The following is a 21,964-nucleotide window of genomic DNA, read 5'->3' as shown; positions in this document are numbered from 1 at the left end:
TGGCGGGACCGGCAGCTACCTTGCGGGCGGATGGCCCAAAACGTTTTGGCCCGCAGATGCGGGCCTGACGCCGGATACTCACAGTGGAACAAACCCTCGCGTCCACCTCCAGTTGATTCAGCGCCTGGATTCGGAGGGCTGGGTCTCCGGCGCGCCGGCCTGTTCCGTCTCCTCCAGAGGGTCTTCCTCATCCGATTCGGTACGCGGGTCCATTTCCGAGATCAGGGTGGAACCGGTTCGGGGCATGGCCACAAAGGGGTCCTGATCCTCCACCGCCACCGTGGCCGGACGCCGGCGCAAGCCTGTGACCGTGGCGGCAATGGCGCACACCAGGGCAATAAACAGGAACAGGCCCTCCGGCCCCAGCAAGGCCATCAACACCGCCGCGCCCAGCGGCCCCAGCGTCGCTCCCACGCCATAGGTCTTGATCAAGGTGGCGCTGGTGGAAACCAACTGTTGCTGACTGACATAGTCGGTGACATGGGCCACAGCCACCGGATACACCGTCGCCCCCACGCCCCCGAACAATCCTGCCAGGATCAGCAGCGGCAACATGCCCGTCTCCCCCAGCAAGGCCAGAGCCAGGGCTACCACACCCACCACCGCCACCAGAATGGTGAGCACATTCAAACGGTCATAGAAATCCGAGACATGTCCCACCGGCCATTGCAGGACCAGACCGGACAACACCGCCACCCCCATCAGCAGAGACACCCCGGCCGTAGACAATCCGATATTGGTGGCATACACCGCCCCCAAGGCATAAAAGGCCCCGAAAATCATGCCGGCCACAAAACAACCGGAAACACCGAAAGGCGCCAGTCGGATGAGGTGCCGCAAGCGGGTACGCACACCGTGCGGGCTCTGGGGATGCACCGTGCGGCTGAGGGCAATGGGCACCAGGCAGAGGGCAAAGAGCAATCCGGCCACGAAATACAGCTCCAGACCCTCCACATCGGCCAGGTTCAGCAGGAACTGCCCCAAGCCCAGGCCCAGGAAACTGATGACCATGTAAAAGGAAAACACCCGGCCGCGAATCCCTGGATCGGCCCGCTCATTGAGCCAACTTTCAATCACAATGAACATGCCCATCATGCTGATGCCATTAAGCACCCGCAGAACAAACCAGACCCAGGGGTCCAGAAAGAGACCGTGGATCATGATGACCGCGCAGCTGATCGCGGCAAAGGCGGCAAAGGCCCGGATATGCCCCACCTGATGCACGATGCGGTAACAGACGATCCCGCCCAGCATCATGCCAGCATAAAAGCCCCCCATGATCAGGCCGATCACCGGATCGGCAAAACCGGCCATGCCCATCTTGAGACTGAGCAATGTGCCCAGCAGGCCACTACCCAGCAGAAGCAGCAGGGTGGAGAAAAGCAGCGCCGCCAAGGAGAGCAGGGTCTGCCGCATGAAACAACCTCATGATTTGATATGGAGCAGGGCCGAATTCGCCGCGGGCCATACTGACCTAGCGGATGCCCATGGTCGCCGGGTCCCAGCCTTCCGGTCCTTGAATTTGCGGTCGATGGCTTTCGCTAAAACGCTGCCGGGCCATGTACTGGGTTTCCATTTCACACTGCCCGGTCTGGACAAAATGCAAGGCTTGGGCCAGTGAGGCTTCCTCAGGCGAACCCAGGGGCTGTTCAATCCCGTCGGATGCCGCACAGGTGGTATCCAGACCATCAAAATACGCCCCTTCCTCCTGGGCATTGAGCATGGAAAAGGCCGTGGGAAAAAGCAGCAGGTCACAAACACCGAACCCGTAGGACCCCACCGGCTTGCCAAAGGTCCGGTCACCAATAACATCCACATCAATAAAAGGCCGCAAACCATTGATGATCAATTCGCTGGCCGAGGCGGTTCGTCCCGTGGCAATCACCACCAGGCGCTCCAGATCCAGGGAAGTCAGGCCGGATTCCAGGGTACGGGTGAAATCTTGATCACTGCGAGCTTCATTGTGTCGCAAGCTGACAAAGGTCTCCCCCGCCCATTCATCACCGGCAATTCGACTGGCCAGGTTTTCGGCCACGGACAGGCGACCGCCCCCGTTGTAGCGCATATCCAGGATCAGCTCATCCACCTCGGCGTCCCGCAAGTCCGAGAAGATGGCTTCGAAGCGATCCTCTGCGGGGAGAATGAAATTGCGAAACAGCATGTATGCCGCGGTCTGGCCATCGTCCAGTTCCAGCAGCACCGGCTCCGGTGCCGGATCCACCTCAAAGAGGGCTTTCTCCAAGGCCAGCTCATAGACCGAGCCATCCGGCCGCTCCACCGTCAGCTCAACCAGTAATCCCTCTTCCTCGGGACCGAATGCCGCTCCCAATCGCCCCTGATTAAACCAGGACGCCACGCTTTGCCCGTTGATCTCCAACAGGCGATCGCCGCGTGCCATGCCCGCCTCAGCAGCAGGGCTGCCTTTAAAAACGTCCACCACGCGGTAATCGTCCGGCTCAGCCACTAAAATCGACTGAACACCGATCCCCACCTGTTCGCCCGCTTCGGTGAATCGCTCCCGGCTTTCCCGGTCCGCCAGGAATGAAAAACGATCCGGCGGATTAACCTGGAGAGCATCAAGCACCGCCTGGGGCGATCCAAGGTGATCCGGATCAACGCTTGGCATCTGCTCCACATACAAATACCAATCCGCCATCACCTGCTGAACCTGTCGATTCTGCCCCCGGGTAGAACAAGTAAAAGCGTCTTGGGCCCGCTCAAAGGCCCGGGATTGGCGGTCATTGAACTCATCTCCCAGATCGTCCAGGCAAGCCGACAGCAGCAAGCCCGCAAGCAACAAAAGCCCCACTATTGACACCCCCCTGAAGGGGCAGGCCTTGCAACAAGGATTGGAGGACTCAAAAGTCACAGGCTTTCAACTCCATCGGGCAACGCCAAGCTGATGGGACGAAGATCCCCCTTGTCGATGATGGCCCGAAGCTCCGCCCACAAAGCGTCGCAGCGGCAATTCGCCACCGGGTGCACCCTATCCGGGGCCAGCTCGGCCAACGGTCTTAATACAAAAGCGTAGTGCAGAATCTCCCCCCGGGGCAGCTCCGGTTGCTCACCGGGATCACTGACATAATCCCCCACCATCAGGATATCCAGATCGATCACCCGTGGGGCAAAGCGTTCGCTACCCCGTTGACGACCACAATCCTGCTCGATCTGATGCAAAGCCTGGGACAGCGCCAAGGGGGACAAGCTGGAATCGAAACGCACCACCAGATTAATGAAATCATCCCCGTCAAACCCCACCGCACGGGATTGATAGGCCGGAGAGGCCTGAACCGGACCGAATTGATCAGCCAGGGCCCCCAGCGCCGAAGCCACATGCCGTTGCGGCTCGATATTGCTGCCCACACCAACCAATACCTCCGCCATCAGCTCGCCTCCGCCTGGCTCACATCCGCATAATCCTCGCGACCACGCTCAATGCGTATGCCCACATCGGCCGCATCAGTCAACGCGCCCTTCTTGTTGAGGACCAGCGATACCCGGGGCACATCGAACTCCAGCACGATGAGACGGGTAATGGATTCGGCCAGGGTCTCCACCAGCTGGTACTCACTGGCTTCCACATGCGCCTTGACGGCCTTGCAGACTTCCTTGTAATTCAGGGCATCGGCAATGGCATCACTGGCTGCGGCAGTGCGCACGTCCGCCGACATCTCGATATCGAGAATCACATCCTGGGGGAGACGCCGTTCCCATTCAAAAATGCCCACCACGGTTCGGGCCTTGAGGCCGCGAATATAAACGGTATCCATTGAAACTCCTCAACTGTTCAGGCGGCCGGTGGCAGCAATTCATCCAGGGGCCAGCGGGCCCGGGCCGAAATTTCCGGGGTCAGCGACTCACCACCCTGTAATCGGCAATAGCCGGCAAAGGCAATCATGGCGCCATTATCGGTGCAGAACTCCAGCCGGGGAAAGTGCAAATCCACCGACTGCTCCCGAGCCATTTCGCCCAGTCGATCTCGCAGGCGCTGATTGGCCCCCACACCGCCAGCCACCACCAGACGGTCCAGTCCCGTCTGCTTGAGGGCCCGGCGACACTTCAGGGTCAAGGTCTCCACCACGGCATCCTCGAAATCCCGGGCCATGTCGGCCTTCAGGCCGGGTCGTTCCTCACTGTCCCGCAGGGCGTAGGCCACGGCCGTCTTGAGACCGCTGAAACTAAAATCCAGGCCGGGCCGGCGGGTCAGGGGGCGGGGGAAATTGAAATGCCCCGGATCTCCATCCTCGGCCAGTTTCGCCAGGGCCGGCCCGCCGGGATAGGGCAAGCCCAGCAGCTTGGCGGTCTTGTCGAAGGCTTCCCCCGCGGCATCATCAATAGATTGCCCCAGGGTCTGATAGCGACCCAGGCCGTGCACCGCCACCAGCATGGAATGCCCGCCGGAGACCAACAAGGCCAGAAAGGGAAAATCCGGCGCCGGGGATTCCAGCAGAGGCGCCAACAAATGGCCCTCCATGTGATGCACCCCCACCGCCGGCACATCCCAGGCCCAGGCCAGGGAGCGGCCGAAACTGGCGCCAACCAGCAGCGCTCCCATCAGGCCGGGCCCGGCCGTATAGGCCACCCCATCAATCTGGCCCGCAGCACTGCCGGACTCGGCCAGGGCCTGATCCACCAGGGGAGAGAGCTTGCGGATGTGATCCCGGGAAGCGATTTCCGGCACCACTCCCCCATAGACAGCATGGGCATCCACCTGACTGTGGAGGGCATGGGCCATCAGGCCCTGCTCACTGTCATACACGGCGACCCCGGTTTCGTCGCAGGAGGTTTCTATTCCCAACACCCGCATTGCAATGCCTCGCCAATGGTTATAAAATTGCGCGCCTTTCCCCGGCGGCGTCCGGATTTTGCCCTGTGGGCAAATCAACGGCGAGCCAGGAAACTTCGAATCAGAGGTGAGAGTTTACATGCCCAGCGTACGCGTTAAAGAGAACGAACCCTTTGAGGTGGCCCTGCGCCGCTTCAAGCGCTCCTGTGAAAAGGCCGGTGTGCTGACTGAAGTGCGTCGTCGCGAGCACTATGAAAAGCCGACCCAGGAACGCAAGCGCAAGCGGGCGGCAGCGGTGAAACGGCATATGAAAAAGCTGTCCCGCGAAAAGACACGCCGTCAGCGTCCTTACTAAAGACGCGGCCTGACGGCCGGCCTGCTGCCCAGACCCTGCAATCACACGGCCCGGACATCATGAGTCTTCGCGAGCGCATCCAGGATGACATCAAGACCGCCATGCGGAACAAGGACCGTGAGCGGTTGACTCTGTTGCGCATGCTCTCCGCTGCCATCAAGCAGAAGGAAGTGGATGAGCGCGTGGACCTGGATGAAACCGGTGTCACGGCCGTGGTGGAAAAGATGGTCAAGCAGCGGCGGGATTCGGTAAAGCAGTACCGGGAAGGGGGCCGTGACGACCTGGCCGACCAGGAAGCCGCTGAAATCACGGTGCTGGAAGACTACCTTCCCGAGCAGCTCGGCGAGGCCGAGCTGGGCAAGCTGGTGGATCAGGCCATCAGCGAATCCGGCGCCGAGTCCATGAAGGACATGGGCAAGGTCATGGGCCTGCTCAAGCCCAAGATTCAGGGCCGTGCCGACATGGGTGCGGTCAGCCAGCAGGTGAAGGCCCGCCTGGCTTAAGCGTCTCCGCCTTGCCGGGCCCGGCGGATGGCATCCGCCCCGACTGCTCTCCCCCACCGGAAAATTTCGACTATCCTGTCTGTCTGGTAGCGGTGGCCTGGCCATTGGGCCTGTCTAAGGACCCGCCGCATGCAAAAGGTAACAAGGGCAGATGGCGAGGATTCCCCAGCAATTCATTGATGACCTTCTGGACCGGGTGGACATTGTCGATCTGATCGACAGCCGTGTGCCGCTCAAAAAAAAGGGGCGCGAATTTGCCGCCTGCTGCCCCTTTCACAGCGAAAAGACCCCCTCCTTCTATGTCTCCCCCGAGAAGCAGTTCTACCACTGCTTCGGTTGCGGCGCCCACGGCACCGCCATCAGCTTCTTGATGGAGTTCGAACACCAGGATTTTCGAGAGGCGGTGAAAGAATTAGCGGACCGGAGCGGCTTGGAGGTTCCCGATGACGGGCCCAGCCACCGCCCCGATCCGGATGGTGCCCTGCGCGATGCCTTGGACCATGCGGACCGCTATTTTCAGACCCAATTGCGTCAATCCGACAGCGCCAAGCAATACCTCAAGGGGCGGGGGCTTTCGGGCAAAACCGCGGCGGACTTCGGCCTGGGCTTTGCGCCCGATCAGTGGAGCGGTCTGATGGACAGCGCCCGGGATCAGGGCCAGCGGGATGCCCTGCTCAAAACGGGCATGTTCATCAAGAGTGACAAGGGCCGGATTTACGACCGCTTTCGCGGCCGGATCATGTTTCCCATCCGGGATAACCGCGGTCGCACCATCGCCTTCGGCGGACGGATCATCGGTAATGGCAAGCCCAAATACCTCAACAGCCCGGAACACCCGCTGTTCCACAAGGGCCATGAGCTATACGGGCTCTACGAGGCCCGCACCGCCCTGCGTCACATTCCGCGCCTGCTGGTGGTGGAAGGCTATATGGATGTCATCGCCCTGGCCGAGGCGGGGATTCGATGGGCCACCGCCACCCTGGGCACCGCCGCCACCCCGGATCACCTGAACAAGGCCTTTCGTGTGACCCGCGAGGTGGTCTGCTGCTTCGACGGGGACGATGCCGGTCGGCGGGCAGCCTGGCGGGCCCTGGAAAACGCCCTGCCCACCCTGCGATCGGGACGGGAAATGCGTTTTCTCTTCCTGCCCGAGGGGGAAGACCCGGATACCATGGTGCGCCAGGAAGGCGCGGAGGCCTTTACCCGCCGAGTGGAATCGGCCATGACCCTGTCACGCTTTCTGCGCCAGGGCCTGAGCGAGGGGCTGGATCTGGGCAGTGCCGAGGGGCGAGCGGGCCTGGTGGCCCGGGCTCGGCCACTGCTGAGCAAGGTGGAAGACGGTGTCTATCGAACCCTGCTCTCGGATGAACTGGCCGATGCCGCCGGCCTGGATCCGGTCCGCTGGACCGCCATGCTGGAGACAAGCAAACCGGCCCCCCAAGCCGGGACCGCGCGCGGCACCAGCCAGGCCGAAGCGGCACCCAAGCCCAAGGGGCCAAGGCGGACCCGGGCGCCGTCGCCCAAACCCCGGATGACACCGGTTCGAGAGGCCATTGCCCTGGTGTTGCAGCACCCCCGGCTGGCCGCGCATATCCCCCAGACCGGCGAGGTGGCGGCCCTGGACGTCAAGGGGGCGGAGACATTGGCGGCCTTGCTGGAAGCCGGCCAGAATGAACCGGACATCACCACGGCCACGCTACTGGAACGATGGCGAGATCAACCGGAACACCCCCACTTGGAACGCCTGGCGGGCAGTGAGATTCCCGGGGACCAGGAAACCCTGGGTCGGCATCTGGCGGAAATCATCCAGCGATTGACCGGCCCCCATGCCATTGAGGCCCGTTTGGACGCATTGAACCGCAAGGCAGCCGAAACCGAGCTGAACCAGGCCGAGAAGCAGGAAATGCGGGAATTACACCAAGCACGACTAAAACTGGAAAAACAGGAGGGATAGCGGGAACTTGCGGACTCGCTAGCTGCCTGAACCCCTGTCGGGAACAAAGCAGGAAGCCTGCTGAAACTGGAAAGATTCGGCATCCACCGATATACTGGTCTGTTTCACTGTCCGCGAAAAGCGCTCAGTGAGACTCCGTCCACGAACTCAAACAGTACCGGACTATGGCACAGGATCGCAAGAAGCAGCTCAAACGATTGATCGCCGTCGGCAAGGAAAAGGGGTTTCTGACCTATGCCGAAGTGAATGATGCACTGCCGGACGACATCGTCGATCCGGAGCAGGTGGAAGACATCATCAATATGATCAACGATATGGGCATCGCGGTGCACGAAGTGGCGCCCGACTCTGACCAGCTCCTGATGTCGGATGCGGCCGTGTCACCGGACGAGGATGCTGCCGAGGAGGCTGCTGCTGCCCTGGCCGCGGTGGACAATGAATTCGGTCGCACCACCGACCCGGTTCGCATGTACATGCGGGAAATGGGCTCGGTGGAATTGCTGACCCGTGAAGGCGAGATCAAGATCGCCAAGCGCATCGAAGAAGGCCTCAACGAGTCGCTGGAATCCCTGGCCCGCTTCCCCCGCTCGGCCGGCTTGCTGCTGGCGGAATTTGCGGCAGTTCAGGAAGGGGAAGTCCGCCTGCCGGACGTGCTCACCGGTTTCCGGGACCCGGAAACCATGGAAGAGGAAGTCCAGGCCCAGCCGGAAGAAGAAGACGATGAGGAGCCGCAGGACACCGGCCCCGACCCGGAAGAAGTCGAAAAGCGCATGACCGCCCTGCGACGGGCCCACGACAAGGCCCTGCGTGCCCTTAAGAAAAACGGCTTCGACGATGAAAAGAGCAAAGAGCTGGTCAATAAGGCCGCCCAGTGCTTTTTGTCCTTCAAGCTCAATGTCCGCTTCGTGAACCGGGCTTCCGCCGAGCTGCGGGAAGTGATGACCGCTATCCGCAAGCTGGAACGGGAAATCATGCGGATCTGCGTCAAACAGGCCGGCATGCCCCGCAAGGAGTTCATCAAGTGCTTCCCGGACAATGAAACCTCCAGCGAATGGCTGGATCGCCAGATCCGTGCCAAGCGCAAGTGGTCCTCCGGCCTGAATCGCCATCGGGATGAAATCATCCGGGTCAAGGACATGCTCAAGGAGTTGGAAACGGAAAACCACCTGCCCATCGCCGAGATCAAGGAAATCAATCGGCGCATGTCCATCGGCGAGGCCAAAGCCCGCCGGGCCAAGAAGGAAATGGTGGAGGCCAATCTGCGGCTGGTGATTTCCATTGCCAAGAAGTACACCAACCGGGGCCTACAGTTCCTGGACCTGATCCAGGAAGGCAATATCGGCCTGATGAAGGCCGTGGACAAGTTCGAATACCGCCGGGGCTACAAGTTCTCCACCTATGCCACCTGGTGGATCCGCCAGGCCATCACCCGCTCCATCGCGGACCAGGCCCGGACCATCCGGATCCCGGTGCATATGATCGAGACCATCAACAAGCTCAACCGCATCTCCCGGCAAATGCTGCAGGAGATGGGCCGTGAGCCCCAGCCGGATGAGCTGGCCGAACGCATGGAAATGCCGGAGGAGAAGGTCCGCAAGGTGATGAAGATCGCCAAGGAACCCATCTCCATGGAAACTCCCATTGGCGATGATGAAGACTCCCATCTGGGCGACTTCATTGAGGACATCACCGTGATCAGCCCGGTGGATTCAGCCACCGCTTTCGGTCTGCGCCAGGCCACCGGCAATGTGCTGGCGGGTCTGACGCCACGGGAAGCCAAGGTCCTGCGGATGCGCTTCGGCATCGACATGAACACCGACCACACCCTCGAGGAAGTGGGCAAGCAGTTCGATGTCACCCGGGAGCGGATTCGTCAGATCGAGGCCAAGGCCCTGCGCAAGCTGCGCCATCCCACCCGCTCGGAACAGCTGCGTTCCTTCCTGGACGAATAAGATCCCGGCCCAATGTGGCCTGACTCAATGCCCTCCCCGGCCCTGCCGGTGAGGGCATTTTTTTGGTTTTCATGGGGTTGGCCAGGGCTGGGCGCGACATCCATGTCAGGGCCACTCGCCAAGGTCCCTACGCACTCGATCCTCCTGAATTAAAACAGTGGTGGTGAGCTGGCTTTGGCTTCGTTCGGGCTGCCCATATATCGATGGCCGTGAATCAGAAACAGACGAAGCTATCCGCTTTCGCCCGCTGCCAGGGCTCGGCATACCACTCCGGGACATCGGCTGCACCATTACATAGAGCCTCCGGTTCCAGCCAGGGATAAAAATCCTGATAGCTGATGACCTGACGTTCGTTCAAGCGATGATGGAACAGCTCGGGACGGAAATCACCCGGATGTTCCAGGCCCGTCACCGCCATCAACTCCATCAAATGCTTGATGGTGTTTTGATGATAGCGATACACCCGCTCGGCCTTGTCGGGCACCGAAATACCATTCACCCGCATGGGATCCTGGGTGGCCACCCCGGTGGGACAGCGATTGGTTTCGCACTTGCGGGCCTGAATGCAGCCCAGGGCGAACATCATGCCGCGGGCCGAATTGCAAAGATCCGCCCCCAGGGCCAGGTTGCGGGCAATATCGAAGGCCGAGATCACCTTGCCGCTGGCGACCAAGCGGATCTCATCTCGCAGACCCGCGCCCACCAAGGTGTTATGGACAAATACCAGGGCATCCCGCAGGGGCACACCCACCGAATTGGATAGCTCCAGTGAGGCTGCGCCGGTGCCGCCTTCGCTGCCGTCGATGGTGATGAAATCCGGCTTTATGCCGGTTTCGATCATGGCCTTGACCACGGCCATGAACTCCACCCGACGCCCCAGGCAAAGCTTCATGCCCACCGGGCGGCCATCGCTCAGCTCCCGCAGGCGGGCAATGAATTCCAGCAGGCCCACGGGGCTGGAAAATTCAGAATGGGCCGCCGGCGACAACACATCCTCCCCCATGGGCACACCTCGGGTCTCGGCCAACTCCCGGGTCAGCTTGGAGGCCGGCAGAATGCCACCACCACCAGGTTTGGCGCCCTGGGAAAGCTTGAGCTCGATCATGCGCACCTGCTCGGTGCAGGCCTTATCCCGAAACTGATCCGGATCGAAGCGGCCATCCTCGCGGCGGCAGGAAAAATAGCCACTGCCGATATTCCAGACCAGATCACCGTCGCCTTTCCGATGGTGAGGGCTCAAGCCGCCCTCGCCGGTGTTGTGGTAAAAGCCGCCCTTGGCCGCCCCCCGATTGAGGGCAATGATGGCGCGGTCGGACAGACTGCCGAAACTCAAGGCGGAGATATTCAAGTGGGAGGCCTCATAAGGCCGCAAACAATCTACCCCGCCAATACGCACACGCGGCTCGGTATGCTGAACCGGCTTGGGCTGCATGGAATGATTTAGCCAGTCGTAGTCGGAGCCATAAACGTTCTGAATGGTGCCGAAGGGCAGTACATCATTGACGTCCTTGGCACGGCGATAGACCAGAGCCCGCTGCTCATGGGTGAAGGGATGGCCATCCCGATCCGATTCAATCAGGTACTGGCGAAAATGATGCCGGAAGTCTTCGATCAGGTATCGGCCATGACCCAGTATGGGGAAATTGCGCAATAGTGTCTTGCGGCGCTGGTACAAGTCGTGAATGGCAATCAGATAGAGGGGAATCAGGGCCAACGTGGCCCACCACCAAGCTGGATTGGCAAGCCCCAGAGTGAGAAACAGGAGCGTCACAGCCAACAGGGTTGCGAGTATCAGGGTCTTTGCCGACATGAACGATGCGCCCTTCTTGTCATGAACTTCGGATTACTGCCCAACCAATGTAGCAGAGGCCTGCAAGCAAGTCCGACAATAAAAAAAACCGGAGCGGGAAAGCCCGCTCCGGCATCAAGGTTGAATATCTGGCAGGCGTAAACCGCCGGCGCGGTCAACGATCCATTTCGAAATCGATCACTTCCGTCACTTCGGTGGACACCGGACGCCCGTCCACCACACGCGGCTCAAAGCGCCAGCTTTCCACGGCTTCCTTGGCGCTGCGATCAAAGATGTCACCTGGACTGGAATCCACCACCCGTACCTCTCGGGTCTCGCCATACTCATCCACAACGAAACTCACCAAGGCAAAGCCTTCGATATTGGAACGATAGGCCCGAGTAGGATAACGGGGTGCTTCAATGCGCAGCGGCTTGAGATCCTGATTCTCAACCAGACCACGGCGGATATCGTCAGCCGTGGACGAAGGCTCTTCATCGATCACCCGGCGATCGGAACGATCTTCCTCCCGCGTGGGCCGGATATCCAATTCCATGGTCATGCCGGAAGAGCCGAATTCGGGTTCCAGGGAAAAACCGCTTCGATCGAAACCACCGCCCTCGAACTCCATATCTTCCATCTGCATCTGTTCGCGGTCCATCCGCCCAAGGCTGGAGGAGGAACCGGGGGAACCGACGCGATAGCTACCCAGATCGGTACCGGAACTGGGTGGTGGACGCTGCCCCTCTTCCTGTTCCTCTTCATCCGGCTCCGCGGAGACCGTCATGGGGAAGCTCAGCATGGACAAGCTAAAGGCAGCGGCCAGCGCAATCAGCAAGGCTGATGGGGAAAACGTATCGGTCTGAATGTGCATGGCAACCCCCAGGGATTGGTAGCAGGATAAAGAGACTGGCCCAATATCACCATGCCGCATAAAAACGTTAACGGTCAAGCCCCGGGCCCCATCAATGATCAGCGGTATCAAAACCCGGACTGATGGACAGCCTGCAATCGCCATTCACGTATCGGGGAGATAGACTGGAAGTCTTTTTGGAACAAACCATTACCCGGCATGGCATCTCCATCGTCGCCGGACCATTGAAGGGGGCCCGCATGACGCAGCAAGCCACTACATCCGCCACCGCATCCCGCAATTCCCACGGCAGGCCTCCGGGGCGCCTGACGCCATTGCTGATAATGGCGGCCCTGTCGGTCATTTCAGCCTGCCAGAGCCAGGAAGCGGGGCCGGAAACGCCCATCATCTCCGAAGAGGCACTCCATGAACACATCCGGATACTTTCTTCGGATGACTTTCAGGGGCGTGCACCCGGCACCGAAGGCGGTCAGAATACGGTGGCCTATCTGACCCGCGAACTGGAAGGCCTGCTGCTATCCCCCGGAAACCAGGGTCGCTACACCCAGACTGTCCCCATGGTGGAGACCACTCTGACTCAACAACCCCGACTGGACATCAGGCTGGACCAAGCGGCCGAGGAGAAAAGCCTGGAATACGGCCAGGACATGATGGCCTGGAGCCCCCGTCAGGAAGAGACGGTCCGCCTGGAAGACAGCGATCTGATCTTCGTGGGTTATGGCATCGTGGCCCCGGAATATGACTGGAATGATTACGAAGATATGGATGTCACGGGCAAGACCGTGGTGATGCTGGTCAACGATCCGGGTTTTGCCACCGGCGATGAGGCCCTGTTTGATGGCAACACCATGACTTATTACGGGCGCTGGACCTACAAATTCGAAGAGGCGGCCCGGCAAGGTGCCGAAGGTGCCCTACTGATTCACGAAGACGATGCCGCCGGATACGGCTGGTCAGTGGTCAGCGGCAGCTGGTCCGGGCCGCAGCTTTACCTGGCCCAGGAAGACGATCAGCCAACTCTGAAAATGGAAGGCTGGATCAGCCAGGGCAGTGCCGAATCCCTTTTTAACGCCCAGGGTCTGGATCTGGACACCATGAAGGCCGCTTCCCTGGAACCGGAATTCGCCGGCCATTCCTTGGATGGCTGGGCCAGCATCGAATTGAACAACCGCTTCCAGCACTCCGAATCCGAGAATGTGATTGCCTACCTGCCCGGCGAGAAGCGCCCCGAGGAAACCATCATCTATACCGCCCACTGGGATCATCTGGGTGTGGACCCCGACGACGAGGATGTGATCTATAACGGCGCGGTTGACAATGCCAGCGGCTCCGCCGCCGTACTGGAACTGGCCCGGGCGTTCTCGGAAATGGAGCAGGCCCCCGACCGAAGCATTGTCTTCCTGTGGGTCACCGCCGAGGAGCAGGGCCTGCTGGGCTCCCGTTATTATGCCGAGAACCCGGTCTTCCCCCTGGAAAGCACCGTCGCGGGAATCAACCTGGACAGCATGAACTTCTATGGCCCGACCCGGGACGTCACCGTGGTGGGGTATGGCAATTCGGAGCTGGATCAATGGCTGGCGGCGACAGCCGAGGAACAAGACCGCCATCTACGCCCGGAGCCCCATCCGGAACGGGGTTATTTCTTCCGTTCGGACCACTTCAATCTGGCCCGCAAAGGAGTGCCGGTGCTATATCCCAACCCGGGCATCGACCATGTGGAAGGCGGTGAGGAATACGGGCGTGCCAGGCAAGCCGATTACCAGGAAAACCGCTATCACCAACCGGCGGATGAATACGACCCGGACTGGGATCTCTCCGGCCTAGCCCAGGACACCCGGCTGCTGTGGCGAGTGGGCTACGAACTGGCCAACAGTGAGACCTTTCCCAACTGGGCAGAAGACAACGAATTTCGACGCATTCGGGATGAAAGCCGGCGAAATGCCGACGGTTCATGATTCACGCTTTCAGAGCCGTTACAATGCGTAGGAACCCAAATATGTTGAATCATTACTGCTCGTCGGGCACGGGAGGGGACTGGCGAGCACTGAACGGCCATGATAGCGGGATCAACGGCAACGATAGCAGGTCGGATCGGCGTATTATGGGTCAATCCATGCACGGTATTTCATTAATGTGGCAAGTTTCGGGGGGAACGGCAGGATGAACATCCTAGTGGTGGACCATTCCAAGGTCTTCCGGGCACTGTGGCATAAGCTGGTGCTCAAGGCCGGCCATGAACCCATCATGGTGGCCACGGGCGAGGAAGGCCTGGAAGAGCTCAAACGCCGCCGGGTGGATCTGGTCTGCGTCTCCCTGACCTTGCCCGACACGGATGGTATCGAATTCTGCCGCCTGGCCCGCAAGACCCGTCGTGGGCGGCATGTCCCCCTGATTCTTCTGACCTCCACCGAGGACAAGGCCGCCCGCATGAAGGCCTTCGAGGCCGGCGCCACGGATATTCACTCCAAAACCGATATTGAAGAACTGTTCAATCAGGCCGCCCGCTTCGTGGAGGAAGATGAGCAAAGGATCTCCGGGCGGGTTCTCTACGTTGAAGACAGTTCCGTGGTAGCCCATGTGATGCTCAAGATCCTCGAGCGGCTGGGCCTGGAAGTGGACCATTACACCAGTGCCACGGATGCCTACGAGGCCTTTGGACGGCATGCCTATGACTTGGTGATCAGCGACATCCTGGTGGAAGGCGAGATGAGCGGGATGGGGCTGGTCAGCCGTATCCGGGAAAAATTCCCCGACAAGGCCCGTGTTCCCATCCTGGCAGTCTCCGGCATGGACGACATCACCCGCCGTATGGAATTGTTCCGCCTGGGAGTCAACGACTTCATCTCCAAACCGGTCATCGAGGAAGAGGTGGTGGCCCGGGTAAGCAACCTGATTTCCAACAAACAGCTTTTTGACCAGGTCCGGGCTCAGCGTCGTCATCTCTATGAACTGGCCATGATCGACCAGCTCACCGGCCTGTATAACCGCAACTCCCTGTCCGAGTTCGCCAAGAAGGCCTTCAGTGAAGCCAATCGCCACGACTTCCCCCTAAGCCTGATTCTTATTGATCTGGATCACTTCAAGGAGATCAACGACACCCATGGTCACCTGACCGGTGACGAGGTCTTGGCCTCGATAGGGGAAATGCTCAAGAATAACTGCCGGGACGAGGATTTCGCGGTTCGCTTTGGCGGTGAGGAATTGATGCTGATCCTGCCCCACTGTACCCATGAGGATGCCGTGCAGCGAGCCGAGGAACTGCGCCAGGCCGTGGAGACCCTGAAGCCCTCCGGGATTCCCATGACCGCCAGCCTGGGGGTCACCTCCCGGCCCCACGGCCGGGAAGTTTCCATGGAAGACCTTTTCCGCATCGCGGACAAGGCTGTCTACCAGGCCAAGGAGAAGGGCCGAAACCAAGTGATAGCCCTCACCGCCCAGGACTACCAGAAGCAACTGGCAGCTGGATAAGGGCACTATCCCGGCATCCCCCTGAACTTCATGATAGATTGAGGCGCTTCGATTTCTGGCTGAGGAGTCCCTCCGGCATGTCCCACGCGCCCCTGCATCCAGACACCCTGGCCATTCACCAGGGCCGTTCGGTGGACCCAGCCACCGGCGCCATTACACCTCCGATTCATACCAGCACCACCTTCCAGCGGGATGCGGACGGGGAATACCGTCGCGGCCACGTCTACAGCCGCCAGTCCAATCCCACCCGCCAGTCCCTGGAAAGTTGCCTGGCCGCCCTGGAAGGCGGCAGTGAAGCCCTGGCCTTCGCCTCCGGCAGTGCCGCCACCATGTCGGTGTTGCAATGCCTTAAGCCGGGGGACCATGTGCTGGTCACTGACGATGCCTATCACGGCACCCGCCATCAACTGGAACAGCTATTCACTCGCTGGCAGCTGAACCACAGCCGGGTGAACAGCTGCGATGCTGCAGCCGTTGAGGCCGCCATCCAGGACAACACCCGCATGATCTGGATCGAGTCCCCTTCCAACCCCCTCCAGGGGGTCAGCGACCTGGCCGAATTGTCCCGAATGGCCAAGTCGAGGGGCCTAATCACCGTCTGCGACAACACCCTGGCCACCCCAGTCTTTCAGCAACCCCTCAAACACGGCATCGACCTGGTGGTTCACAGCACCACCAAGTTCTTGGGCGGGCACAGTGATCTGCTGGGCGGTGCGGTAATTCACGGGCGGGATTTTTCACTGGCGGAGGTGCTCCGAGACATTCAAACCGCCGGGGGTGCCGTGCCCTCACCCTTCGATTGCTGGCTGCTGCTGCGCAGCCTGTCCAGTCTCGGGGTACGGGTACGGGCCCAGGCGGCGTCGGCGGTGACCTTGAGCGAGCGCCTGGCCGAGCATCCTGCAGTGGAGCAGGTTTTTCACCCCATGCATCCCGGCCACCGGGACCATGAACGGGCCAAGCACTATCTGCCCGGCGGCAGCGGTCTGCTATCGTTTACCGTCAATGGCGACAGCGACAAGGCCCTGGCCGTGGTCAGCCGCACGGAACTGTTTACCCGGGGCACCAGCCTGGGCGGTGTGGAGAGCCTGATTGAACATCGGGCCTCCATTGAAGGTCCGGGTAGCCATACCCCGGACAATCTGATTCGTTTATCCATTGGCCTGGAACAGGTGAACGACCTTTGGCGTGACCTGGAACAGGCCCTGTCCATCGCATCATCCTGATTCAAGAGAAAACGAGGACACAGCATGTCAATACGTCGAAACCCACGACCCTGGACCCGGGGCACGGCCGCCCTGATCCTTTTCCTGCTCTGCTTTGCCCCCCTTCAGGCCATGGCCGATGAGGAGATCACCCTGGAACGGATCATGGCCCATCCGGATTGGCTGGGAAATCCGCCGGAATCCCCCTATTGGCGAGAAGACAATCAGACCGTGATCTTCCAGCAAAAACGGGAAGACGAGGAGATTCGTGACTACTATCGTCTCGATGTGGACAGTGGCGAGATCAGCCAGGTACCGGCCGAACGGCTGAGCCGAATCGGCGCCCCGGAAGGGGACCTGGACCGAAATCAACGCCGCATGGCCTATGCCCGGGATGGCAATGTTTTCGTCAAGCAACTGGACGACGGCACCACTCGGCAGCTGACCCGTAGCAGCGAACCGGCGGTGGATGTCCGTTTTCTGGCCGACGATTTCCGCGTGACCTGGCGCACGGGCCAGACCTACCACGCCTACGACCTGGAAAGCGGCCTGGTGGAACAACTGGCGGAGCTGCGCCTGGAGAAAGATCCGCTTGAAGAGGAAAAGGAATTCGATTTCCTCAAGGATCAACAGGCCCGTCTGTTCATCACCCTTGATCGGGAACGGGAAACCGAACAGGCCGTGAAACGACACGAGCGGGAAGTGGCCGAACGTGACCAGGGTCGCCAGCACCGGATTCACTACCTGGGTGACGACATCCAAACGCCCATGCAAAGCCTGGCCCCTAGCGGTGACCAGATGCTGCTGGTGGTGGAACCCGCCCAGCAGGACCCGGGCCGCAGCGGCACCATGCCCGCCTATGTCAGCGAAAGCGGTTATGTGGAAACCCATGATGTACGCACCCGCGTGGGCAGCAATCCGCCGGTGGGCCAGAAGCTGTGGCTGTTGGACCTGGAAAACGGCGAGCGTCACAGCCTGGACCTGAGCGAACTGCCGGGCATCCAGGACGATCCCCTGGCGGACCTTCGCCCCGAGGCCATTGACTGGCATGTGGAGCATGGCGCGCCCCGCGATGAAGTGGAGGAGGCCCTTGAAGCACCGGAACAGCGGGATGTCCGGGTCATCGGTCTGGAATGGGATCGAGCCAATAACCGGGCCGCGGTGATGCTGCGGGCCGTGGACAACAAGGATCGCTGGATCGCGGTGGTGGATGCCGCCAGCGGTGAGATGGAAACCTGGCATCGGCTCACCGACCCGGCCTGGATCAACTGGAGCTTCAATGAGTTCGGTTGGCTGCCCGAGGGTGAAGGCCTCTGGTATGTCTCCGAGGAAAGCGGCTTCGGCCATCTCTATGTGGCCCGCTCGCCCATGGAGGGCCAGGCCATCACCGAAGGCAACTACAAGGTCAACAACATCCAGCTGGGCCGGGACGGTGACTGGTTCTACTTCCGTGCCAACGCCCCTCACCCGGGCATCTATGAGATCTTTAGGGCGCCGGTGAACGGTGGCGACATGGAGCAGCTCACCGACTTGGGTGGCCAGAACGACTATGCCCTGTCCGCCGATGGCGAACGGCTGGCGGTGCTGCATGACAATGCCATGCGTCCGCCCGAATTATATGCCGTGGAGGTGGGTGACAAGGCCAGCGCCCATCAGCTTACCGAAACCGTTTCCGATGCCTTCCTGGAAAAGGACTGGGTGGAACCGAAGTTCGTGGAGGTGCCTTCCTCCCATGTGGATGAGCCCATCCATACTCGCCTGTATCTGCCGCCGGATTATGATCCGGAAAAGGAATACCCGGCGGTCTTCTTCGTCCACGGTGCCGGCTATCTGCAAAACGCCCACCAGGGCTGGTCCAATTATTTCCGGGAGTTCATGTTCCACAGCAAGCTGGCCCATGAAGGCTATGTGGTGATGGACATGGATTACCGCGCCTCCGCCGGCTACGGTCGGGACTGGCGCACCGACATCTATCGCCAGATGGGCCACCCGGAACTGGAAGACCATGTGGATGGCTTAAACTGGGTGGTGGATGAATACAATGTGGACCCGGACCGGGTGGGTATCTATGGCGGTTCCTACGGCGGCTTCATGACCTTCATGGCCCTGTTCCGGGAGCCCACCCTGTTCGCCGCCGGCGCCGCCTTGCGTCCGGTGAGTGATTGGGCGGCCTATAACCACCCCTACACGTCCAACATCCTGAACACGCCCCAGGTGGATCCCATGGCCTATGAGAAGAGCTCGCCCATCGAGTTCGCCGAGGGTCTGGAGCGGCCCTTGCTGATTACCAGCGGGATGCTGGATGACAATGTCTTCTACCAGGATGTGGTCCGCCTGACCCAGCGCCTGCTGGAGCTGGAGAAGGAAGACTTCGAGAATGCCATGTATCCCCTGGAGCCCCATGGCTTCGAGCATCCGGAAGCCTGGCTGGACCAGTACCGTCGGATCTACAAGCTGTTCGACCAGCACGTGAAATAAACCGAAGGTATCGCGCATGAAAAAAGCCGGGGTACAGCCCCGGCTTTTTTTGGTCTTCAATAACCGCCACCCAATCTACTTTATGTTGCCACGTTACTGTGTGGCTTAGAGGCAGCTCCGGATCGGCTGCTTCTGGTCGAAGGACGCTAGAAGGTCAGGCCCAACATGCCATCGCCCATGGTCTCCGCATTGCCCTGGATGCGGCGGGGCTCATCCCCGCTCGCCCCCATGACCACCACGTGAACACCGTCTTCATCATAGCCACTGCGGGCGATCACCATACCGTTATCGGAAATGGCTGCGGTGGGCTGGATATCCGCCTCCGCCTCAACTTCAAAGACCTCGATCTCGGTCGTCGCCCCGGGGCTGACCAGATTCACCGTACGGAGGGAGTATTGCTGCAGGTCTTCCGATGGGTCCTCGCCGCGGAACAAAAGCACCCCCTGGTTGCCATTGCCCGCCATTTGCCAATCCACCAACTCCATTTCCACCGGCTCAGCCACCCGCAAGGTCTGGCCACTGTCCAGGTCGTGTACAAATGCCGCAGGCTCACCGGAATCTTCAAGCTGCCCGATAAAGGACAGGCGATTGCCATCGTTGGCCAACTTGAAGGCACAGCGGCCACCGACCACCGGCTCAGTCTCGATGACCTCCAGGCTGGGGTGGTTGATGGCCAGAGCTTGGGGGTTACCACCGGTGGTGGCCACCCGGTAAAGGCCATCACCCGCATTGAAAATCATCAACGCCGCATCAGGGTCCATCTGGGTGCAATACACCGGCGCATTGCTTTCAGCCAGGGAGTCGGCATTGGCATCACCCACCACCCAGACCCCCGCACCATAACGTTCCAGCTCGCCGGAGGCCTCGTCATATACTCGCTCGGCAAAAGACACCACGCTGGCGAAGTAATCCATATCACTGCCGAGACTGGCCCGTACCCGGCCTTGGCCCATTTCCCAGGGCACCCCCACCAGCTCACCGCTTTGCAGTTCCAGATATTGGGCCTGACTCAATTCATGGGGCCCCAGGGCTTCCGCCTCACTGGTATAGCTCAGCGCCCCTTCGTCACTACTGAGTGCGGGGGCAAGGTGATCGCCGTTCTCGTTCTGAGTGACCGAAGCCATATATTCACTGTCGTCCAGGCTCCAGACGCGGATGCCGCTGCCTTCACCGCCATCGTCATGGCTCCAGGCCAGTTGGCCGCTGTAGGCACTGGTATCGCCGCCAGGGTCCCGGCCGTCATCGTCATCACCTTCATCCAGGCCGTCATCATCGCCACAGGCGGTAAGCACCATGCCGGCGAGCACTAACAAGACGGCCACGCTAATCCAGCGTTTGTTCTCGGGTTTTCTGTCAATAAGACTCATGATGCTCCCTCCCTCGCACTCAAAACCTGTTCAATGGCCTTGATGCGCATTCGCCTCAAGGCCTCTCCAAAACGGGGCCCCTGATAGCGCTCCGGGTCCACATCCTTGCCGGTGATGGCCGCAGCCGCCGACCAGCAGTCGCGTATCCAATCCGCCTGGGGATAGGCACGACCTTCCAGACCTGCCCGCCCCCGGGCATCCGCCTCACAGGCGATGAGGAAGCGCTCGAAATCCTCGGGCCGGCGAAAGGCGTCACAACCCTCCAGCAATTTCATCACTGTGGCCGGCTTCAGTTCCAAGGCCCGATGGACGTGAGCGTGCCAGCGGGCACTCATCCGTCCCAGACGTTCATAGGCCCGGGGCACCCGCAGGCGTTTGGCCAGACTCCGGACCTGCTCTTCCCCGGCCGCTTCATGGCCGTGATGCGCGGGCCATTGATCCCTGGGTGTCAGCCCCTTGCCCAGATCATGGACCAGGGCGGCAAAACGTACCCGTGGGTCCTCGCTCAGCTGTGCCGACTGGGCCAGCACCATCAGCACATGGTCGCCGGTATCCACCTCCGGATGATGGGCTTCGGGCTGGGGCACGCCAAACAGGCGGTCCAGCTCCGGGAACAGCACGGCCAGGGCCCCACTCTGTCTGAGAATTTGGACATAAACCTGGGGGGAGGGTTCGCCCAAGGCGCGTTCCGTCTCGGCCCAGACACGCTCAGCGCTGAGCGCGCCCAGCTCCTCAGGGGAAGACATAGACTGCATCAGACTCAGGGTCTCCGGGGCCACCTCAAAGCCCAAATGGTGGAAACGGGCGGCAAAACGGGCCACGCGCAATACCCGCAGGGGGTCTTCGCGGAAGGCCTCGGAGACATGGCGCAGCTGACGTTCCGCCAGGTCAGCCTGTCCCTGGTAGGGGTCCACCAGCATCCCGTCCGGGCGCTGGGCCATGGCGTTGATGGTAAGATCCCGCCGGGCCAGGTCTTCTTCCAGGCTCACCGTGGGACTGGCATGAAACTGAAAGCCCTGGTGCCCCCGGCCCACCTTGCGCTCGGTGCGGGCCAGGGCGTACTCCTCCCGGGTTTCTGGATGCAGAAAGACAGGGAAATCCCGGCCCACGGGCTTGAAGCCACGGGCCTGCATGGACTCGGGCGTCTCGCCCACCACCACCCAGTCGCGGTCCCCCGCTGGCAGCCCCAGCAAGTGATCCCGAACTGCCCCGCCCACCAGATAGGCTTCCAGCTCC

At 60.8% G+C, this 21,964-nt stretch carries 16 protein-coding genes and 1 pseudogene; 8 read left to right on the top strand and 9 right to left on the bottom strand.

All coding sequences use genetic code 11. The features are described from left to right. Positions 1-117: 117 nt before the first annotated feature. From J2T60_RS12215 to tsaD, 5 genes are read right to left on the bottom strand one after another with little or no spacing between them, the layout of a single operon-like run. Positions 118-1,416 carry an MFS transporter gene (locus J2T60_RS12215; protein ID WP_253450681.1) on the bottom strand — a complete coding sequence of 433 codons (1,299 nt, stop codon included), beginning with the start codon at positions 1,414-1,416 and terminating at the stop codon, positions 118-120. Between the two features lie 58 nt (positions 1,417-1,474). Further along, positions 1,475-2,809, bottom strand: a complete 1,335-nt coding sequence (locus J2T60_RS12210; protein ID WP_253450678.1) for a S41 family peptidase — start codon at positions 2,807-2,809, stop codon at positions 1,475-1,477. Positions 2,810-2,865: 56 nt separating this feature from the next. After that, positions 2,866-3,384: a 2-amino-4-hydroxy-6-hydroxymethyldihydropteridine diphosphokinase gene (folK, locus tag J2T60_RS12205; protein WP_253450675.1), complete on the bottom strand. Its 519-nt coding sequence runs from the start codon at positions 3,382-3,384 to the stop codon at positions 2,866-2,868. Beyond that, positions 3,384-3,770: a dihydroneopterin aldolase gene (gene folB / locus J2T60_RS12200; protein WP_253450672.1), complete on the bottom strand. Its 387-nt coding sequence runs from the start codon at positions 3,768-3,770 to the stop codon at positions 3,384-3,386. Before folB ends, folK begins: the two co-directional genes overlap by 1 nt. A 17-nt stretch (positions 3,771-3,787) precedes the next feature. After that, entirely contained in the window at positions 3,788-4,807 is a 1,020-nt protein-coding gene (tsaD, locus tag J2T60_RS12195; RefSeq protein WP_253450669.1) for a tRNA (adenosine(37)-N6)-threonylcarbamoyltransferase complex transferase subunit TsaD, read from the bottom strand. A gap of 118 nt (positions 4,808-4,925) precedes the next feature. On the opposite strand from tsaD, the gene rpsU reads away from it, so the two are divergent. From rpsU to rpoD, 4 genes and pseudogenes are all read left to right on the top strand, one after another. After that, a complete protein-coding gene (rpsU, locus tag J2T60_RS12190) occupies positions 4,926-5,141 on the top strand; it encodes a 30S ribosomal protein S21 (protein ID WP_253450665.1) in 216 nt (71 codons plus the stop codon). A gap of 59 nt (positions 5,142-5,200) precedes the next feature. Then, a complete protein-coding gene (locus J2T60_RS12185; RefSeq protein ID WP_253450662.1) occupies positions 5,201-5,644 on the top strand; it encodes a GatB/YqeY domain-containing protein in 444 nt (147 codons plus the stop codon). A 151-nt stretch (positions 5,645-5,795) separates the two neighbouring features. Continuing rightward, positions 5,796-7,598 (top strand): DNA primase, encoded by a 1,803-nt coding sequence (dnaG, locus tag J2T60_RS12180; protein ID WP_253450659.1) that lies wholly within the window; start codon positions 5,796-5,798, stop codon positions 7,596-7,598. 161 nt (positions 7,599-7,759) lie between these two features. Beyond that, a pseudogene (gene rpoD / locus J2T60_RS12175) lies at positions 7,760-9,550 on the top strand (RNA polymerase sigma factor RpoD); the annotation flags it as partial. 214 nt (positions 9,551-9,764) lie between these two features. Here the strand turns inward: rpoD and J2T60_RS12170 are convergent. Next, positions 9,765-11,360 carry an FMN-binding glutamate synthase family protein gene (locus J2T60_RS12170; protein ID WP_253450653.1) on the bottom strand — a complete coding sequence of 532 codons (1,596 nt, stop codon included), beginning with the start codon at positions 11,358-11,360 and terminating at the stop codon, positions 9,765-9,767. 154 nt (positions 11,361-11,514) lie between these two features. Next, positions 11,515-12,213 (bottom strand): energy transducer TonB, encoded by a 699-nt coding sequence (locus J2T60_RS12165; protein ID WP_253450650.1) that lies wholly within the window; start codon positions 12,211-12,213, stop codon positions 11,515-11,517. A 176-nt stretch (positions 12,214-12,389) separates the two neighbouring features. Between J2T60_RS12165 and J2T60_RS12160 the strand changes: the two genes are divergently transcribed. From J2T60_RS12160 to J2T60_RS12145, 4 genes are all read left to right on the top strand, one after another. Continuing rightward, complete coding sequence (locus J2T60_RS12160; protein ID WP_253450647.1) at positions 12,390-14,168, top strand: M28 family metallopeptidase; 1,779 nt, start codon at positions 12,390-12,392, stop codon at positions 14,166-14,168. 205 nt (positions 14,169-14,373) lie between these two features. Next, a complete protein-coding gene (locus J2T60_RS12155; RefSeq protein ID WP_253450644.1) occupies positions 14,374-15,681 on the top strand; it encodes a diguanylate cyclase in 1,308 nt (435 codons plus the stop codon). Between the two features lie 77 nt (positions 15,682-15,758). Next, positions 15,759-16,904 carry a trans-sulfuration enzyme family protein gene (locus J2T60_RS12150; protein ID WP_253450641.1) on the top strand — a complete coding sequence of 382 codons (1,146 nt, stop codon included), beginning with the start codon at positions 15,759-15,761 and terminating at the stop codon, positions 16,902-16,904. 24 nt (positions 16,905-16,928) lie between these two features. Then, a complete protein-coding gene (locus J2T60_RS12145) occupies positions 16,929-19,361 on the top strand; it encodes a S9 family peptidase (RefSeq protein WP_253450638.1) in 2,433 nt (810 codons plus the stop codon). A 146-nt stretch (positions 19,362-19,507) separates the two neighbouring features. Here the strand turns inward: J2T60_RS12145 and J2T60_RS12140 are convergent, their stop codons facing one another. Further along, positions 19,508-20,728, bottom strand: coding sequence for a hypothetical protein (locus tag J2T60_RS12140; RefSeq protein ID WP_253450635.1), 1,221 nt, complete (start codon positions 20,726-20,728; stop codon positions 19,508-19,510). Beyond that, the gene (locus J2T60_RS12135; protein WP_253450858.1) at positions 20,725-21,960 is read right to left on the bottom strand and encodes a multifunctional CCA addition/repair protein; all 1,236 of its coding nucleotides are present in this window, start codon (positions 21,958-21,960) and stop codon (positions 20,725-20,727) included. The genes J2T60_RS12140 and J2T60_RS12135 overlap by 4 nt, the downstream gene beginning before the upstream one ends. Positions 21,961-21,964 lie beyond the last annotated feature (4 nt).

Origin of the sequence: Natronospira proteinivora, from assembly GCF_024170465.1 — a bacterium.
GTDB classification, from domain to species: domain Bacteria; phylum Pseudomonadota; class Gammaproteobacteria; order Natronospirales; family Natronospiraceae; genus Natronospira; species Natronospira proteinivora.
This window is presented reverse-complemented; position numbering and strand designations above follow the sequence as displayed.

Coding starts and splice junctions, on each gene's coding strand:
- J2T60_RS12215 (WP_253450681.1), bottom strand. CDS start 1,416: ATGCGGCAGACCCTGCTCTCCTTGGCGGCGCTGCTTTTCTCCACCCTG.
- folK (WP_253450675.1), bottom strand. CDS start 3,384: ATGGCGGAGGTATTGGTTGGTGTGGGCAGCAATATCGAGCCGCAACGG.
- folB (WP_253450672.1), bottom strand. CDS start 3,770: ATGGATACCGTTTATATTCGCGGCCTCAAGGCCCGAACCGTGGTGGGC.
- tsaD (WP_253450669.1), bottom strand. CDS start 4,807: ATGCGGGTGTTGGGAATAGAAACCTCCTGCGACGAAACCGGGGTCGCC.
- rpsU (WP_253450665.1), top strand. CDS start 4,926: ATGCCCAGCGTACGCGTTAAAGAGAACGAACCCTTTGAGGTGGCCCTG.
- J2T60_RS12185 (WP_253450662.1), top strand. CDS start 5,201: ATGAGTCTTCGCGAGCGCATCCAGGATGACATCAAGACCGCCATGCGG.
- dnaG (WP_253450659.1), top strand. CDS start 5,796: ATGGCGAGGATTCCCCAGCAATTCATTGATGACCTTCTGGACCGGGTG.
- J2T60_RS12170 (WP_253450653.1), bottom strand. CDS start 11,360: ATGTCGGCAAAGACCCTGATACTCGCAACCCTGTTGGCTGTGACGCTC.
- J2T60_RS12165 (WP_253450650.1), bottom strand. CDS start 12,213: ATGCACATTCAGACCGATACGTTTTCCCCATCAGCCTTGCTGATTGCG.
- J2T60_RS12155 (WP_253450644.1), top strand. CDS start 14,374: ATGAACATCCTAGTGGTGGACCATTCCAAGGTCTTCCGGGCACTGTGG.
- J2T60_RS12150 (WP_253450641.1), top strand. CDS start 15,759: ATGTCCCACGCGCCCCTGCATCCAGACACCCTGGCCATTCACCAGGGC.
- J2T60_RS12145 (WP_253450638.1), top strand. CDS start 16,929: ATGTCAATACGTCGAAACCCACGACCCTGGACCCGGGGCACGGCCGCC.
- J2T60_RS12140 (WP_253450635.1), bottom strand. CDS start 20,728: ATGAGTCTTATTGACAGAAAACCCGAGAACAAACGCTGGATTAGCGTG.